The organism is Parahoeflea halophila (assembly GCF_900220985.1).
GTDB classification, from domain to species: domain Bacteria; phylum Pseudomonadota; class Alphaproteobacteria; order Rhizobiales; family Rhizobiaceae; genus Hoeflea; species Hoeflea halophila.
In genome coordinates this window covers 1,046,953-1,064,065 of record NZ_OCPC01000001.1, presented here as the reverse complement: position 1 = coordinate 1,064,065, position 17,113 = coordinate 1,046,953, and the positions used below count along the sequence as shown (strand labels likewise).

At 63.8% G+C, this 17,113-nt stretch carries 16 protein-coding genes; 9 read left to right on the top strand and 7 right to left on the bottom strand.

Annotated elements, in window-relative coordinates; translation table 11 throughout:
* Window positions 1–10: 10 nt before the first annotated feature.
* Both CRO46_RS05055 and CRO46_RS05050 read right to left on the bottom strand, forming a co-directional pair.
* Window positions 11–400, bottom strand: a complete 390-nt coding sequence (locus tag CRO46_RS05055) for a DUF302 domain-containing protein (protein ID WP_097105610.1) — start codon at window positions 398–400, stop codon at window positions 11–13.
* 100 nt (window positions 401–500) lie between these two features.
* The gene (locus CRO46_RS05050) at window positions 501–1,490 is read right to left on the bottom strand and encodes a glutathione S-transferase family protein (protein ID WP_097105607.1); all 990 of its coding nucleotides are present in this window, start codon (window positions 1,488–1,490) and stop codon (window positions 501–503) included.
* A gap of 232 nt (window positions 1,491–1,722) precedes the next feature.
* Here CRO46_RS05050 and CRO46_RS05045 point away from each other — a divergent pair, with 232 nt between their 5' ends.
* From CRO46_RS05045 to ggpS, 4 genes are all read left to right on the top strand, one after another.
* A complete protein-coding gene (locus CRO46_RS05045; RefSeq protein WP_097105605.1) occupies window positions 1,723–2,229 on the top strand; it encodes a GNAT family N-acetyltransferase in 507 nt (168 codons plus the stop codon).
* Window positions 2,230–2,336: 107 nt separating this feature from the next.
* Window positions 2,337–3,464: an NAD(P)H-dependent glycerol-3-phosphate dehydrogenase gene (locus CRO46_RS05040; RefSeq protein WP_097105603.1), complete on the top strand. Its 1,128-nt coding sequence runs from the start codon at window positions 2,337–2,339 to the stop codon at window positions 3,462–3,464.
* Window positions 3,461–4,240, top strand: coding sequence for an HAD-IIB family hydrolase (locus tag CRO46_RS05035; RefSeq protein ID WP_097105601.1), 780 nt, complete (start codon window positions 3,461–3,463; stop codon window positions 4,238–4,240). The genes CRO46_RS05040 and CRO46_RS05035 overlap by 4 nt, the downstream gene beginning before the upstream one ends.
* 4 nt (window positions 4,241–4,244) lie before the next feature.
* Window positions 4,245–5,738 carry a glucosylglycerol-phosphate synthase gene (ggpS, locus tag CRO46_RS05030; RefSeq protein WP_097105599.1) on the top strand — a complete coding sequence of 498 codons (1,494 nt, stop codon included), beginning with the start codon at window positions 4,245–4,247 and terminating at the stop codon, window positions 5,736–5,738.
* A 141-nt stretch (window positions 5,739–5,879) separates the two neighbouring features.
* Here the strand turns inward: ggpS and CRO46_RS05025 are convergent, their stop codons facing one another.
* The 4 genes from CRO46_RS05025 to CRO46_RS05010 are packed head-to-tail and all read right to left on the bottom strand — an operon-like array spanning window position 5,880 to window position 12,687.
* Window positions 5,880–7,943, bottom strand: coding sequence for a hypothetical protein (locus CRO46_RS05025; protein ID WP_097105597.1), 2,064 nt, complete (start codon window positions 7,941–7,943; stop codon window positions 5,880–5,882).
* 1 nt (window position 7,944) lies between these two features.
* The gene (locus CRO46_RS05020) at window positions 7,945–10,755 is read right to left on the bottom strand and encodes a DUF4159 domain-containing protein (protein WP_097105595.1); all 2,811 of its coding nucleotides are present in this window, start codon (window positions 10,753–10,755) and stop codon (window positions 7,945–7,947) included.
* Entirely contained in the window at window positions 10,752–11,669 is a 918-nt protein-coding gene (locus CRO46_RS05015) for a DUF58 domain-containing protein (protein WP_097105593.1), read from the bottom strand. The genes CRO46_RS05020 and CRO46_RS05015 overlap by 4 nt, the downstream gene beginning before the upstream one ends.
* A 4-nt stretch (window positions 11,670–11,673) precedes the next feature.
* The gene (locus CRO46_RS05010) at window positions 11,674–12,687 is read right to left on the bottom strand and encodes an AAA family ATPase (RefSeq protein ID WP_097105591.1); all 1,014 of its coding nucleotides are present in this window, start codon (window positions 12,685–12,687) and stop codon (window positions 11,674–11,676) included.
* A gap of 116 nt (window positions 12,688–12,803) precedes the next feature.
* On the opposite strand from CRO46_RS05010, the gene CRO46_RS05005 reads away from it, so the two are divergent.
* From CRO46_RS05005 to CRO46_RS04995, 3 genes are read left to right on the top strand one after another with little or no spacing between them, the layout of a single operon-like run.
* Entirely contained in the window at window positions 12,804–13,424 is a 621-nt protein-coding gene (locus tag CRO46_RS05005) for a DUF1285 domain-containing protein (protein ID WP_097105589.1), read from the top strand.
* On the top strand, window positions 13,421–14,080 hold the full coding sequence (locus CRO46_RS05000) for a CoA pyrophosphatase (RefSeq protein WP_244577764.1): 660 nt from the start codon (window positions 13,421–13,423) through the stop codon (window positions 14,078–14,080). Before CRO46_RS05005 ends, CRO46_RS05000 begins: the two co-directional genes overlap by 4 nt.
* The gene (locus CRO46_RS04995) at window positions 14,077–15,327 is read left to right on the top strand and encodes a CCA tRNA nucleotidyltransferase (protein ID WP_097105586.1); all 1,251 of its coding nucleotides are present in this window, start codon (window positions 14,077–14,079) and stop codon (window positions 15,325–15,327) included. The genes CRO46_RS05000 and CRO46_RS04995 overlap by 4 nt, the downstream gene beginning before the upstream one ends.
* Before the next feature lie 22 nt (window positions 15,328–15,349).
* On the opposite strand, the gene CRO46_RS04990 is transcribed toward CRO46_RS04995, so the two are convergent.
* A complete protein-coding gene (locus tag CRO46_RS04990) occupies window positions 15,350–15,535 on the bottom strand; it encodes a DUF1059 domain-containing protein (RefSeq protein ID WP_097105584.1) in 186 nt (61 codons plus the stop codon).
* A gap of 194 nt (window positions 15,536–15,729) precedes the next feature.
* On the opposite strand from CRO46_RS04990, the gene CRO46_RS04985 reads away from it, so the two are divergent.
* Window positions 15,730–16,512 carry an inositol monophosphatase family protein gene (locus CRO46_RS04985; RefSeq protein ID WP_210421478.1) on the top strand — a complete coding sequence of 261 codons (783 nt, stop codon included), beginning with the start codon at window positions 15,730–15,732 and terminating at the stop codon, window positions 16,510–16,512.
* A gap of 129 nt (window positions 16,513–16,641) precedes the next feature.
* Window positions 16,642–17,097 (top strand): hypothetical protein, encoded by a 456-nt coding sequence (locus CRO46_RS04980; protein ID WP_097105582.1) that lies wholly within the window; start codon window positions 16,642–16,644, stop codon window positions 17,095–17,097.
* Window positions 17,098–17,113 lie beyond the last annotated feature (16 nt).

Sequence of the window (17,113 nt, the reverse complement as noted above, 5' to 3'; positions counted from 1 at the left end):
TTGCGGCGGATCAGATGTCGTGCACCGCGCTTTCGAGCATCGCGCGAACTTGCCCCGCGACCTCGGTCAGCTGCTGGTTGCCGACGGCCTGCATCGAGGCGACCGGATCAACCGCACTGACGGTGACTGCGCCATTGCCAGTGTTGCGGATGATGACGTTGCAGGGCAACATGGCGCCGATGCGCGGCTCGATGCCGATGGCCTGATGCGCCATTTTCGGATTGCAGGCCCCGAGAATGAGATAGGGCGGCATGTCGGCGTCCAGCTTCTTCTTCATGGTTGCGGCCACGTCGATTTCCGTAAGCACGCCAAAACCGTGATCGGCGAGCGCCTTGCGGGTGCGCTGGTCGATGTCCTCGAACGAGGCGTGATCAAATGTTCTGTCGATTGTGTAGGCCATCCTGGTTCTCCAAGGGTTCGCCGTCGGGTTCACTTAAACATATCATAATTCATATATGACATTTCAAGTGGCACCCGGACGGACGGACCCGTGAAGCGGTTCAGGCGGCCTTCGGCAGTTCGTCCCGCCCGTGCGGCTGCATCAGGTCGAGTTCCGGGCCAACCGGCACGATACGAGTAGGATTGATGCTCTCGTGGCTGCCGTAATAATGGTTCTCGATGTGATCCATGTTCACGGTCCCGGCAATGCCCGGCATCTGGTATAGCTCGCGGAGATAGCCTGACAGGGCCGGATAATCGGCGATGCGGCGGATGTTGCACTTGAAGTGGCCGACATAGACCGGATCAAAGCGCACCAGGGTGGTAAAAAGCCGCCAGTCCGCTTCAGTCAGGTCATCGCCGGCCAGGTAGCGGTTATCCTGAAGCCGCCTGTCGAGCATGTCGAGCGTATCGAACAGTGCGGTGACGTTCTCCTCATAGGCTTCCTGCGTGGTGGCAAAGCCAGCCTTGTACACACCGTTGTTTACCTTGTGGTAGACGATCTCGTTGATCTCGTCGATTTCGGACCTGAGCTCGGCCGGGTAGTAATCCGGTGCGGGCCGGGCAATCGCATCGAAGGCGGAATTGAACATGCGGATGATTTCGGCGGATTCATTGGAGACGATAGTGTTGGTCTTCCTGTCCCACAGCACCGGCACGGTGACGCGGCCGGTGTAATCGGATTTTGCCGCGACATAGACCTGCCAGAGGTAATCCTTGCCGCCGATATGGTCGGCAGTACCGCCGTCGCGGTCATGAAACTCCCAGCCGTTCTCGCCCATATGGGGGGCGACGATCGAAACAGAAATGGCGTCTTCCAGACCCTTGAGTTTGCGGAAGATCAGAGTCCTGTGTGCCCAGGGGCAGGCAAGCGAGACATAGAGATGGTACCGGCCGGGCTCTGCGGCAAAGCCGCCTTCGCCCGACGGACCCGGTTCGCCATCGGCGGTCACCCAGTTGCGGAAGGAGGCGTCCTTGCGCTTGAAATGGCCACCCGTGGATTTCGTGTCATACCAGACGTCCTTCCAGACGCCATCAACCAGCATTCCCATAATCAATCTCCTTTTCCACAGAGATAGGTCCCGGGGGGAGAAAAAGCGAAGGCCGGAGGTGTGAACAGTGCGTTTTGCATTGGACGCCAAGGCTTTGCTTTGCTATGGCCAAACGGCAACGAGGAAAAAACCGGATGCCAGTCAAGGCTTTGCGACGACGCTGACAAGATCATTCCCCGCGGGTTCCGCGGGTGTTTCGTCACGTTTGCCGCCTGTTTCCGGAATTCCCATCATGCCCTTTCAGGATATTGTCTTTCTCACCGAAGACGCGTCTCATGACGCGGCCATTGAGCTCATCAATGAAGAAGCTTTCGGTCCCGGCCGGTTCGTGCGCGCCGCAGAGCGGGTGCGTGAACAGGGGCCGCATGACCGGCATCTGTCGTTTGTCGCCGGCGATCGCGGGGAGATCATCGCCTCGGTGCGGATGACGCCGATCCTCGCCGGCACCGTGGCCGGCTATCTGCTGGGACCGTTGGCCGTGCGGCCGTCGCACAAGAATCTCGGCATCGGCCGGGAGCTGGTGCGCATCGCCCTCGCAGCCGCCAAAAAGGCCGGCAGCCATGCGGTGTTGCTGGTCGGGGATCCGCCCTATTACGCGCCGCTCGGATTCATGCCGACGCGGCCCGGTGCGCTCAGCATGCCGGGACCGTTTGACAAGCACCGGCTGCTTGCCGTCTGCCATGGCGAGACCGATGCGATGGGGCTGGAGGGCGAAATCCGGCACCGCGATCGTAGTTAGGTTTCAGGTGGTTCGGCCTGCCTCATCTGCCGGTTCTGACCGGAGTTGGGTGCATCGCAGCACCCTTGCGGTTGCGCTGCAGCACAATGGGCTCTAAATACAGCGGCATGACTCATCAAGGCGAACAAGCCGACGACCTGTCTTCCCCTGCACGGGCCTACGCGAAAATCTGCGTTATCGGTGCCGGGGCCTGGGGGACCGCGCTGGCCTCCGTGGCGCGACGCGCCGGCCGTGAAACGGCACTGTGGGGAAGAGATCAGGTTACAGTCGAAGCAATCAACAGCCGCAATGAAAATCCGAAATACCTTCCCGGTATTTCTTTGCCGGATGGCATTGCCGCAATCACCAGCATGGCGAAGGCGCTTGAAGGGGCGGAGGCGGTGCTGCTGGTCACGCCGTCGCGGACCCTGCGCGCGATCTGCACACAGATGCGGCCGCATCTGGCTCAGGGCGTGCCGATCGCGCTCTGTGCCAAGGGTATCGAGGCAGGTTCCGGCTATTTGCTGAGCGAGGTGGCATCGGAAATGCTGCCCGGTCACCGAATCGGCGCCCTGTCCGGTCCGACCTTTGCCACCGAAACCGCACTTGGCCATCTGACCGCTGCCACCATTGCTTTCCAGTTTTCCTATGCCGACCGGCTCGATACCGCGTCGAGCCCGGCGGCGCGGCTGGCCTTGTCGATGGGGTCGGAGTTCTTCCGGCCCTATATTTCCGACGATCTCGTCGGGGTCGAGGTCAGCGGTGCGGTTAAGAACGTCATTGCCATCGCCTGCGGCATGATGACGGGCGCGGGCTATGCCGAAAACACCCGCGCAGCACTTATCGCGCGGGGAATGGACGAGATGAAGACGCTGGCCGACGTGTTTGGCGGCCGCCGTGAAACCGTGACGGGGCTTGCCGGTGCGGGTGACCTGACGCTGACCTGCTCGTCACAGACATCGCGCAACATGTCGCTGGGGGTTCAGCTCGGCAAGGGCATTGCGCGGGAGAAATGTTTCGACGGCAAGGCCGTGGTGGTCGAGGGCGAGGTCAATTCGGTTTCGGTGATGGATCTTGCGCGGCGGATGAACATCCGCATGCCGATCTGCGAAAGCGTGTACCGGATCCTGCACCAGGGTGCGGACGTGCGGGAAACCTTTGCCGAGCTCTGGTCCCGTCCGATCGAGAGCGAACGCCGCGGACTTTCCATCAGTCTCGATCATCCCATTGCCATGGCAGCGGAGGCAGCCGAATGAATTCGACACCTATCAACAATCCACTCAACACGCGGAGGTTCGTGCTTGCCACCGATCTCGACGGCACCTTTCTGGGTGGCAGCGAGGAAGACCGGCGGCGGCTTTATGGCTGGATCGAGGACAATCGCGACACAGTCGGCCTGATCTTCGTGACCGGACGCGATCCCGAATTTATCGGCGAGCTTTGCCGCGAGCGTGGCGTGCCCTGGCCGGACTATGCGGTCGGTGATGTCGGCACCACCATTGCCACGGTCTCCTCCGAGACCGGCGTTGCGCCGATCGCCCATCTTGAAGAGGAAATCGCCGCACGCTGGGCCAATGCGGGCGACAAGGTCAAGGCTCGGCTCGAGGGCCATCCGGGCCTGACGCTACAACCCACTGATTTCCGTTACCGGGTGAGTTACGATCTCGACCCCGATGCTTTCGATCGCTCGGCCTGCGGCATTGTCGAGGAGATGGGGCACCAGTGGCTGATCTCCGACAACCGCTATTTCGACGTGCTGCCCGAGGGCGTGAGCAAGGGCCCGTCGCTGCGCCGGCTGGTGGAGCATCTCGCGATCGAGCCGCATCGCGTGCTGTGTGCAGGCGACACGCTCAATGATCTTTCCATGCTCGAATGCGGACTGCCGGCGGTCGCGGTGGGAAATTCGGAACCTTCTCTGGTCGAGCGCGTTCTCCATCTGGAGCACCTTCATATGGCGCAAGCGCATGGCGCGGCGGGCATATTGGAGGCTATTCGTGCTTTTGACATGCACGAGCTACCGAAAGGATACTGATTACATGGCCAGCGATCTTGTCATCGTTTATCACCGTCAACCCTATGAGGAAGTCGAAGAAAACGGGAAGATCGTTTTCAAGGAAAACAAGAGCCCGAACGGGATCGTGCCGACGCTGAAAGGCTTTTTCGGCCGTGTCGACAAGGGGGCCTGGGTTGCCTGGAAACTGGCGGATGATGCCGCCAACCCGGACTTCGAACGGGTCATCGAGATCGAGGACAGCTACGGCAAATACTCGGTCACGCGGCTGCCGCTGACGCCGGATCAGGTCTCGAGCTTCTACCACATCACCTCGAAGGAGGCGTTCTGGCCGATTCTGCACTCGTTCAAGGAACGCTACAATTACGACCCCGTCGACTGGCCGACATTCCGCGAGGTGAACTGGGCCTTTGCCGAGGCCGCGGCTGCCGAAGCTGCACCAGGGGCCGTGGTCTGGGTGCACGACTACAATTTGTGGCTGGTTCCCGGCTATCTGCGCAAGCTTCGTCCCGACGTGAAGATCTCATTCTTCCATCACACGCCGTTTCCGGCTGCCGACATGTTCAACGTGCTGCCCTGGCGGCGCGAAATCGTCGACAGCCTGCTTGCCTGCGATGTGGTCGGGTTCCACATTCCGCGTTACGCCGTGAACTTCGTGCATGTGGCGCAGAGTTTGCTGGAAGTCGGCAATGTAGTGCGCAAGGACGTCAATCCGGACTTCATCTGGGAAGGCACGGCGCTGACGGACCGGCGGATCCCGGAATCGGTGCAATATCAGGGCCGGACGATCCGGATCTCGAGTGCGCCGGTGGGGATCGACTGGGACTTCATCCAGGAACAGGCGGCGACTGAAGATACGCGCGAGAACGCCAAAGCGATCCGCGCCGAACTCGGGGATTGCAAACTGATCCTCTCTGTAGGTCGCACCGATTACACGAAAGGCGGTGTTCAGCAGCTCGAAAGCTATGAACGGCTGCTGCAGGCAAATCCCGAGCTGCACGGCAAGGTGCGGCTGATGCATGTCTCGGTCGGCGCCAACCGCAACATGGCGGCCTATGAGGAAATCCAAGGTGAGATCGAACAGCTGGCGGGCCGGATCAACGGCACGTTCGGATCCTTCGAATGGCAGCCGGTGGCGCTGATTTCCACGGCGATCCCGTTCAAGGACCTGATCGCTTATTACCAGCTTGCCGATGTGTGCTGGATCACGCCGCTGGCCGACGGCATGAACCTCGTGTGCAAGGAATATGCGGCCGCGCGCACCGATGGCGACGGCGTACTGGTGCTGTCGGAATTCGCCGGGGCCGCGGTTGAGCTGTCATCAGCCGTCATCACCAACCCGTTCTCGCACCGGTCGATGGATATGGCTATCGAACAGGCGCTGGCCATGCCCGAGCAGGAGCGCCGGGAGCGCATGGCAATGATGCGCAAGACCGTCGAAAAATACGGCATCAAGGCATGGGCCGAGGACCAGATGAGCTATTTCGGTGACGGAGAGACGCTGTCCAAGGCCAGCTGAACGTCAGCTTTCATGGCTCTGCGAAGTGTGCGGCGGTCACCACAGGGTGGCCGCCGTTTTCGTTGCGCGGCGGTGAAAGCGACCTTTGAATTGACATACGCACGGTACCGTTCAAAGGACTTCAATTGAACGCGACATTTGTCAGCGCCCCTCGCGGAACCAGGTGGCGCCGAGCGCCAGGATCATCAGGGCGAGGCCGAGGAAGCCGCCGAACAGCGGGATGGAACGCACGCCCTTGAGCACGCTTTCGCTGCTGGCGCGCAATCCCATACGGTCTCCGGCGTCAATGCGGGCGGAGCGGGTCGGCAGTATCTGCGGCAAGTCGCTTGCCGTTGCATTAACGCGCGTCGTCAGGCCGCCGCTTTCTTCGGAGAGGGGCTTGATCAGGCTGGTGGTTGACACGGTGGCGCGGAATTCCGGCGCATTGACCGCGCCGACATGAGCCAGCGCGCGCAAGTCACCTGAGGTAACCTCGACGAGGCCCGGTTGATCCAGCACCAGTTCGGTACGGAACAGGCCTTCGCCGGCAGGCGCCAGGATGATCTCGCGGGTTTCTCCCGACGGCAAGGTGACTGTGGCCGGGTCCGTCGTGTCGGCCATGGTCTGGCGCTCGATGACGAGGGTGCGTCCGTTGGCGGTTGCACGCAGGGCCTCTTCTTCCAGCGAGGGTTCCTTCATCAACCAGTGGGCAATGCGGCGGTAGAGTGCGACATGCGGGCCGCCGCCTTCAAAGCCCCGCGCCCAGAGCCAGCCGTGGTCGGACAGCAGCATCGCCACCCGGCCTTCGCCGTAGCGGTTGAGCACCAGGAGCGGCTGGTTGTCGGCGCCGTTCATCACCACGTCGCCGATGGTGTCGCCGACGCCGACGGTGCGGAACCAGCGGCCCCAGCCGGGCGGCTCGTTGGCGCCACCGGGCAGTGACCGGGTCACCGGATGGCGTTTGCCATTTTCGGACAGGCGCGGATAGTAGCCGGCATCCGTCACAGAACCGGTGGGCACCGCGGGAAGGGCCGGCGCCAGCGGGGTGTCGGCAATGGATTCGATGCCTGAGAATTCCGGCCCGGCGGCGACCAGCATCGCGCCGCCATCTTCGACATAGCGGGCGATGTAATCGTAATAGAGCACCGGCAGGACGCCGCGGTTCTGGTAGCGGTCGAAGATGATGAGGTCGAACTCGTCGACCTTTTCGACAAACAGCTCGCGGGTCGGAAAGGCGATAAGCGAAAGTTCGGAGATCGGCGTTCCGTCCTGCTTTTCCGGCGGGCGCAGAATGGTGAAGTGCACCAGATCAACGGAAGCATCGGATTTCAAGAGATTGCGCCAGGCGCGTTCGCCCGAGTGCGGCGCGCCGGAGACCAGAAGCACGCGCAGGTTTTCGCGAATACCTTCAATCAGCGTGACGGTGTGGTTGTTGGCGGTGGTGACTTCGCCATCAAGTTCATCGACCGAGAATTCGACGATGTTCTCGCCGGCGCGCGGGAGATTGAGATAGAACGAGTTTTCCTCGCCCACAGGCACGGTCTCAACGGAGAGCTCCTCGCCGTTAATCCGGACCGTGACATCGACCGGGTTGCCCGCTGAAGCCGCACCGTCCTCGCTGACCCTGTAGACGATCTCCTGATCTTCGCCGACGATGCCGAAACGCGGGCTGCGAACCACATCGACGCGGCGGTCGATCTCGTCCTCGTCGCCGACAATCAGTCCGTGCAGGGGCGCGTCGAGACCCGATGCCGAGAGCGAAGCCGGAAGGTCGTGGATCTGGCCGTCGGTGATCATCACCGCACCGGCAAGCCGCGAGCTCGGGACATCGCGGATGCCGGAGGACAGCGCCTCGAACAGGCGGGTGGAAGGCGATTGCGCATCCGGATCGGCTACGGATTCGATGATGCGGGTTTCAAAGGCGGGATAGCGGGCGATGCGTTCGGTCAAGGCCTTCAGTGCGGCATCGGTGCGCGCCACCCGGTCCGCACTCATCTGGCTGGGGCTGCGGTCGACAACGATGGCGACGATGCTGGTGAGGGGTTCGCGGTCCTCGAAATTGGCGACCGGGTTGGCCAGCGCCAGCACCAGGGCTGATAGCGCCAGCGCCCGAAGGGCAGCACCTCGCATGCGTTTGGCAATGGCCCAGCCGACCAGCAGCAGGGCGACAAGGGCAATCACCAGAAGCACCGGCAGCGGCAGGAAAGGATCGAAGGCGAGGCTCATCTCATTGCCCCAATCGTTCGAGAAGCGCGGGGATGTGGACCTGGTCGGCCTTGTAGTTGCCGGTCAGCATGTACATGACGATGTTGACGCCGGCGCGGAAGGCGTATTCGCGCTGCCAGGGATCTGCCGGGACCGTGGAAAACAACGGAAAGCCCTGCTCGTCCATGGCCCAAGCCGCGGCCATGTCGTTGCCGGTGATCAGGATCGAGGAGACGCCGTCGCCGGCACGGGCCGGGCGTTCGGCGGGATTGTCCGACTGGGGGATTGCTTCCACCCAGAGCGGGCCGTCGGAATAGCGGCCCGGGAAGGTGTCGAGCAGGAAGAAGGATTTGGTCAGCACGTGATCGGCGGGAACCGGCTCGAGCGGCGGGATATCGAGGCTGGCAAGGATCTGCTGAAGCCGCACGGTCAGGGTGCTGGAGCCGCTGCCGAGATCGACGATCCGGTCCCTCGTGTCAAACAGCACCGTGCCGCCGCTTTTCATGTAGGCATCGATCCGGCTGATGGCGCCAGGTGAGGGAATGTCGGCATCCTCGCTCATCGGCCAGTAGATCAACGGATAGAGCGCCAGCGGCGCGGTCTCGATGTCGACCCCCACCGCCGTGCCGGGCTCCAGCGCGGTTCTGCTGAAGAGGTAGCGCGACAGGCTGTCGAGCCCGAGCCTGGAAATATTGTCGGTCTCCTCGTCGCCGGTGATGACATAGGCCAGACGGGTCCGGTCCAGGCTTTCGAGCAGCTCGGCATCGCCGGGCTGGCTGTCCTGAGCACGTGGCGCGCCGGGGGCTGCTAACATAAACAGCATCAGGCCCGCGGCGAATACCAGGGTTGCCGCTGCAGAGGCCGGTTTCAGGCTGCGGCGGCGGAACGCGCCACTGAGCACGAGCACGATCAGCGTATCGGCAAGCAGCGCGATGAGAGCTGCGCCGAACAGCCAGGGCCGGAAATCGACGGCGCTGTCAGTTGTCAGGGTGGAGCGGGTGACGGGCACTTCGAACTCCGGAATGGTGATGGGGGCGAGCTGATCGCCGGGACCGAAAAGGTTGAGGGCGACGAAACCGTCCTCGCTGCCGTAAAGCCCGGGAGGATTGTCCCGGCCGGCCTGTATCGCAGTGCCTGTGGTCAGATCGAGCGGCCTGGCGTCGCCGCTCGCGGGTACCAGTGCGGCATTGGCATCGAGCAGACGCCAAGGCGGCAGGATGCCGGATCCGGCCTCGCCGCCGCCCGAGACCGCACGCGACAATTGCACTACCCGGCGCAGCATATCGACGAAATGGCCCGAAATCGGCAGGTTCGACCAGCTTGCTTCGGCGGTGACATGAAACAGCACCACCCGGCCGGCACCGCGTTCAGCGGCGGTGACAAGCGGTGTGCCATCGGCGAGACTGGCCCAGGTGCGCGACGCCAGATCCGAAGACGGCTCGGCCAGAACCTGGCGCCGCACGGTGATGTCCCGCGGGGTCGGCAGGCCGGCGAATGGCCCGCTGGCCGGGTAGTCCGCCAGCGGTTGCGGCTCGATCCAGGACAGGGCACCGCCCAGTTCGCGCTCGCCCTTGCGCAACAGTACCGGCAACAGCCTGTCATCGGCAGGCGCGGCGGCCAGGCGCGGACCGGCAAAGCGGACCAGCGTGCCGCCACGCTCGACCCAATCATTCAGGCTGGTGCTGACATCCTCGGGCAGGGTGCCGATGTCGGACAGCACCACCACCGCAGGCAACTGCTCGAGCAGCCTTGGGACAGCGACGGACAATTGCTCCGTATCGGCCTGGATCAGGTCGGCATAGGGCGAGAGCGCGCGGTTGATGTAGTAGAGCGGCGAGAGCAGCGGCTGGGCGATGTCGGCGGCTTCGCCCGAAACCAGCGCCACCCGGCGGCGGCGGAAACTGTCGTCGAGCAGGCGCGCCGAGCCGGCGGTTTCGATGCCGCGGACATCGAGCCGGGCGATGTCGTTGCGGATTTCAAAGGGGGCCAGGATGGTGCCGGTGGCCTCTGCCGCGCCGGCTTCGAAACGGATTTCGCCTGCGGCGATGTTTCGGCCCTTGCTGTCGCTTGCGGTCAGCTCGTAGCGCTCGCTGCCATCGGCGGACAGGCGGTTCACGGTGACCGAGAGAGCTTCGGCGCCATTGTCGGCACCGGTCAGGGCCAGCGCCTGAGCATCTTCGGCGCCGATGATGCGGATGGCGCCGGGCTCGAGCGCTGACAGGCGGCTGAAAGCCTCGGCGGCGTCGGCGGTGTCGATGCCATCGGTGATATAGGCGATGGTTCCCGGCCGGGTCTGGCCAAGGGCTGCGACCAGTGCCGTCACCGAGGCGTCGCGCTCGGGGCGGAGCGGCTGCGGCCTGGCGGCGCGCAACTGCTCGCGGGCGCGCTCGAAACTCGTCGGCGTGGCATCGTGGCGGCGGTTGGCGGTAAAGACGATCGACACCGGGATATCGAGATCCTCGGCCTCACCGATCAGGGCTTCGGCAGCTTCGGTTCGGGTTTGCCAGTCGGGAGACGTGGCCCAGCCATTGTCGATGATCAGCGCCAGCGGGCCGTTCGACGACAATGCCCGGTCACGCGGATTGAGCACCGGCTCGGCCAGGGCGAGGATCACCAGCGCAGCGATGAGCAGGCGCAGGGCGGTGAGCCACCAGGGGCTGCGCGACGGGGTTTCCTCGGCCTTGAGAACACGGGCGAGAATGGCCAGCGGGGCAAAGGGTTCGGCCTGCGGGCGCGGCGGGGTCAGCCGCAGCAGCCACCAGATCACCGGCAGGGCCAGCAGTCCGAACAGGATTGCCGGGGCGCCGAAGGCAAAAGGCAGGCCAGCGATCATGATTGCTCTGCCTTACGGGCCGCGGGAATGCCCGACAGGTGGCCGTGGGCTGCGGCAAGGGCTTCCGAGGCCAGCCGGTCGGTGCGGTGGGTCAGGAAGCTCCAGCCTCTGCGGCGCACACCCTCAGCCAGCGCATCGCGGCGGGCGAGCCAGGCCTGACGGTAATCCGCGGCCACCGTTTCGGCGCGGCCTGCGACCAGTTTCCGACCGGTTTCCGGATCGCGGAATTCGGTGCGCCCCGTATAGGGGAAGCTTTCCTCGGAGGGGTCGGAGATCTCGATGATGTGGCCGTGGATGCCGCGCCTTGCGGCTGGGCCGATGCAGTTCTCAAGGGTTTCGTCGGCGTCAAGAAAATCGCCGATCAGCACGACATCGCTCATCCGGCCGATGCGTCCGAGATCGGGGAACGCGGTTTGCAGCGGAGCATGGGCCAGGGCCAGCGCCAGCCGCTCAGCGGCGTTTCGCGAGGAGACCGGCTCCATCACCCCGGGACAACCTACACGTTCTCCCGAGCGCGCCAAGATCTCGGCCAGCGCCAGCATCAGCACAAGGCCGCGGCTTTCCTTGCTGACCGGCGCGAGACCGGACTTGTAGAGCATGGAGGGCGACTGGTCAGCCCAGAGCCAGATCGTGTGGGCGGCTTCCCACTCCCGGTCGCGGACATAGAGATGGTCGTCGCGGGCCGAGCGGCGCCAGTCGATGCGCGAGAGCGATTCGCCCTCGACATAGGGCCGGAACTGCCAGAAGGTCTCGCCGATGCCGCGCTTGCGGCGTCCGTGCCAGCCGGCAATCACGGTGTTTGCAACGCGCCGCGCCTCGGCCAGGCAATCGGGCAGCAGGGCCGCGCGCTGGCGGGCGCGGGCTAGCGCGTCAAGCCGCTTTGTTGGCTGGGTCAGCTGGCCGATCGGCGCCATCGGCTCAACCGGCTTTCGGGGTGACGAGGCCGGCAATCACGTCACGAATGCCGATGCCTTCAGCGCGGGCGCTGAATGTCAGCGCCATGCGGTGCTGCAGGATCGGTTCGGCCAGGGCGCGGACATCATCGATGGAGGGGGCGAGCCTGCCGTCATACAGAGCGCGGGCGCGGGCGCAAAGCATCATGGCCTGGCCGGCGCGGGGACCCGGCCCCCAGGAGACGGTTTCATCCACTTTCGCGTTGCCATGGCCGGGGCGGGCGGCCCGGACAAGCTCGAGAATGGCGTCGACCACGGATTCGGGCACCGGCATCTGCCGGATCAGCGCCTGGATCGCGACCAGACGTTCCATGGTGATGGCCGGCCGGGCGACGGCTTCCTGCCCGCTGGTGGTTTCCAGCAGAATCCGCCGTTCGGCGGCCATTTCGGGATAGGGCACGTCGACCTGCATCAGGAAGCGGTCGAGCTGGGCTTCGGGCAACGGGTAAGTGCCTTCCTGCTCGAGCGGGTTCTGAGTGGCCAGAACGTGGAAGGGCCGGGGCAGGTCATGCGGCGCGCCGGCGACGGTGACGTGGTACTCCTGCATCGCCTGCAGCAGCGCCGACTGGGTGCGCGGCGAGGCGCGGTTGATCTCGTCGGCCATCAGCAACTGGGTGAACACCGGGCCGGAAACGAACCGGAAGGAGCGGCGTCCGCGCTCGTCCTGGTCCATGACCTCGGAGCCGAGAATGTCCGAGGGCATCAGGTCGGGGGTAAACTGGATGCGGTTGGCGGTCAGTCCGAGAACCGTGCCGAGCGTGGTGACAAGCTTGGTCTTGGCAAGGCCAGGAACACCCACCAGCAGCGCGTGACCACCCGACAGAACCGCCAGCAGGGTTTGCTCGACGACGCTTTCCTGCCCGAAAATGACCTCGGACACGGCTGTCTTGACGGCGGAGATATCGGCCAGCGCCTCTTCGGCTGCAGCGATCACTGCCTTTTCGTCAATCGGCTTGGCGCCAGCGTCGATGCGTCCCATGAGTGTCTCCGCGCGTTCTGGTTCGTCTCTCTCGATCAGCTTATTCTGTGCTGAAAGGCTGACAAGAGCCGTCGAGATGACTATCTGGTCATGTGTAACCATAGCTGGACAGGACAATGGCAAAAACAAGGACCGAGATGAAATCAGATCCGGCAGATCTTGCCGCGATGATTTCGCGCGCCCAGGCCGACCGGAATGCCGGCAAGGACGGATTGCCGCCGGTTGACCGCTGGAATCCGGACTATTGTGGCGATATCGACATGGAAATCCGGGCCGACGGCACCTGGTTCTACATGGGAACACCGATCGGCCGTCCCGCCCTGGTACGGCTATTTTCCACGGTGTTGCGCCGGGACGAGGATGACAGGACCTATCTCGTCACACCTGTGGAAAAGATCGGAATTCGTGTGGCCGATGCGCCCTTCCTGGCTGTCGAGATGAGTGTGAGCGAGGAAGCTGGCGAACAGGTGCTGACGTTCCGTACCAATGTCGGCGACGTGGTGCGCGCCGGGCCGGACAATCCGCTGCGATTCGTCGTTACCGGCGAGACCGATCAGCTCAAGCCCTACATTCTGGTACGCGGTCGGCTGGAAGCGCTGGTCAACCGGGCGGTAACCTATGATCTGCTGGCGCTGGGCGAAGAGGTCGAAATCGACGGCGAGGCAATGTATGCGGTTCGCTCTGCCGGTTCGGTGTTTCCGATCATGCCCATGGCCAGGCTGGAGGCGGAGGCTTGACAGATACGGCCTCTGCACTGCCGCAAGTATTTGACGCCAGCGATTTCCGGGCGCGGGCGCAACAGCACGATCCCGAGCATGCCTTCGGCGCCGAGCCGGCGCATCTGGGGCATGGCGATCATGTGCTCAATCCGGATCTGGTGTCCGGTCTGGTTGGTGTGAGACTGCGCGAGGCGGCGGTGCTGGTTCCGGTGATCGATGCCGGGGCCGAGGCGCATGTGATCCTGACACGCCGCGCCACCGCCATGCGCAAGCATTCCGGCCAGGTGGCGTTTCCGGGTGGAGCGGTCGATCCGGAAGACGACAGCGTGGAAACTGCTGCGATGCGCGAGGCGGAGGAAGAGATCGGGCTCGACCGCCGCTTCGTCGAGCCTGTGGGGCGGCTGCCGGTCTACATGACCACCACCGGGTTCCGAATTACGCCGGTGCTGGCGGTGGTGCATCCGGGCTTCACGCTGACTGTCAATCCGGACGAGGTGGATGCGGTATTCGAGACCCCGCTCTCTTTTCTGATGACGCAAGCCAACCACCGACGCGAAAGCCGGGTCTGGGAAGGCATCGAACGGCATTACTATGTCATGCCCTATGGCGAACATTACATCTGGGGTGTGACCGCCGGGATCATCCGTACCATGTATGAAAGGCTCTATGCATGAGCACTGAAGCGAGTGTAGCCGGCAAGGACTGGTTCAAGGACCCGGCCCTTGGCCGTATCTTTGCGCTGCTCAATGATGAAGGCGAAGAGGTCCGGGTTGTCGGCGGCGCGGTGCGCAATTCGCTGATGGGCGAGGCGGTGACCGATACCGATCTGGCGACCACATGGGAGCCGGAACAGGTGGTGGCGCGGGCGGAAGCCGCGGGCATTCGCGCGGTGCCGACGGGTATCGAGCACGGCACGGTGACGCTGGTGATCGACGGGCGCGGTTTCGAGGTCACCACACTGCGGCAGGACGCGGAAACAGACGGCAGGCGGGCCAGGGTGAATTTCGGACGCGACTGGCAGGTGGATGCCGAAAGGCGGGATTTCACCATCAACGCGCTTTATGCGGACAGCGACGGGGCCGTGATCGATCTCGTCGGCGGACTGGGCGACATTGATACGCGCACGGTTCGGTTCATCGGCGATGCCGACGCCCGCATTGCAGAGGACTATCTGCGGGTGCTGCGCTATTTCCGCTTCTTTGCCCATTACGGCACGGGCCGGCCCGATGCGAACGCACTGAAAGCCTGCGCCCGGGCGCGCGGAAGCCTCGGAAAACTGTCTTCGGAACGGGTCTGGAAGGAGCTCAAGGCCCTGCTCAAGGCGCGCGATCCCGGACGGGCGCTGCTGTGGATGCGGCAATCGGGCGTGCTGGGCGCGGTGCTGCCCGAGAGCGAGAAATGGGGCATCGATTCCATCGGCCCGCTGATTGCGACCGAGACAGCGCTCGACTGGGAGCCCGATCCTATGCTGCGACTGATGGCGATGATACCGCCGGATCCTGCGCGCATTCGCGAGCTGGCACAGCGGCTGAAAATGTCGCGGGCCGAGACGGACCGTCTGGTAAAATGGGCGGAGGCGCCGGTGGTCAAGCCGACGCTGGCGATCACGGCACTGGACCGGCTGCTTTACAATTTCGGCGCCGAGCCGCTGAGTGACCGCGTCCGGCTGTCGCTGGTCTCGGCACGCAGCCGCACGGAAAGCGATCCCGCCGCACTGACCGATGCGGCTGGCCACAGCCGCCATCTCGCCCGCACAATGTCTTGGGAACGGCCGGTGTTTCCCGTTACCGGGGCGGACCTGATCGCCAAGGGGATCAAGCCCGGCCCTGAGTTGGGCGCGCAACTGGCAGCGCTCGAAGAGCGCTGGGTCGAGAGCAATTTCAAGCTCGACAAGGCGGCATTGCTCGACACTGCCGACTGAGCGCAAGGCGACGTGACGCGTCTCAGGCGGCGTCGGTTTCCTCGAGCGTGCGCTCCTTGATCTGCTCGACGATCGAGGGGCGAATGATGGTTTCGCCGTGGGTGTGGCGCAGGTGATCGATGGCCCGCGATACGATTTCCGCCTCGCTGTCGGCACGCGTGTGCCATTCGCAACCGGGGACGAGGGATCCACAATGGAAGGTCTTCATGGCTGTCTCCTCATTTCGATGCTTCAGAGCATAAACCTGCAAATCCTTTCCTGTCGGCCTTGCAGAGAGGAAGCATAGCACGAATTGCCGGCATTTGCAGCTTCGCAGCGGCAGCCACGGTTCGCGAAGGCTGGCAACTCTTCATCGTCCGGCGTAGGTTCGGAGCCTTCGAATCTCTCAGAAATGGATTTCCCTTGCAGTACCAAGACAGACTGGACTTCGCCGTCGATCTCGCGCGGCGGGCCGGCGCATTTGCCAAAACACATTTTGAAGCCATCGACACACTCGTCATCGAGAGCAAAGGGCACCAGGACCTGGTCTCCAATGCCGACAAGGACACCGAGACGCTCATCCGCGACGCCCTCGAAGAGCACTGGCCCGATGACGGCATTGTCGGCGAGGAACATGGCCGCAAGACCGGGACCAGCGGTTTCGACTGGGTCATCGACCCGATCGACGGCACCGCCAATTTCGTCCGCGGCTTGCCGCAATGGTGCGTGGCAATTGCCTGCGCCAAGGATGGCGAGGCCGTGGTCGGGGTGATTTTCGAACCGTCCTCGGGCGAGATGTTCACGGCGGCAAGGGGTGGCGGCGCCTTTGTCAACGGCAAGCCGATGCGGACAGCGCAGACCGGCGAGATGGGGCAGGGTTCTGTTGGAATCGGTTTTTCCGGCCGCTTGCCGGGGATGAAGGCGGTGACCGCGCTGACCCAGGTGGTGGAGCGCGGCGGGGTGTTCTTCCGCAATGCTTCGGGCGCGTTGATGCTGGCCTATGTCGCGGCGGGCCGTCTGATCGGCTATCTTGAAGAGTTCATGAATTCCTGGGATTGCGTCGCCGGCATGCTGATGATCGAGGAAGCCGGCGGCATCATCGTCAAGCCCGATCCGGAGACCAGCCTCGATCATGGAACGGTGGTGATCTGCGGCGGACCCAACATCTTCGCCGAGATCAAGGAAATCGCCGAAGCCAGTTTCTAGTCTCGTCGAAGGTCTTTAGTCTGGCTATGGATTGATGCCTCCCATCGTCGGAATTCGTTAACCCTGTTTCATTACCACTGTTGATCTGGATGTCGCCTCAGGGAGGAAGGTTGCGGAATGGTCGGGGGGATGGACTCGTTTGACGCCGTTCTCGATCGCGTGACCAGCGAGCGGGCAGAGGCCCGATCGCACGGATCAGGAGCTTGGGCGGCGATGCGCGGCTGGAATTCGAGCTTCGTGGCGACAGGCCTCGGAGCTCAGCCCTGGCCCGCTGGGGACCAGCGGGTGGCAGCGCCTTCGGTCATAGCGTCCGAAGAGCCATCGCCGGCGCCAGGGCCATCGACGCCTGCGCCGAGACCGGAACCGGCCATCGACACGTCGCATTTCCAACGGCTGAGCGCCAAGGAGGTGGCTGAGGACATCGACCTTCAGGCGTCCGACAGTGCAGCCGTGCTGAAATCGAAACGGCGGCGTTTCGCGCGGATCAATCACCCGGACCGGGCGCCGCTGGAGTGGCGGCAGGCGGCCACCACCCGGATGAAGATCGCCAACCAGATGGTCGACGAAGCGCTGCGCCGGGTCTGAGAGAGACACTGGCGCT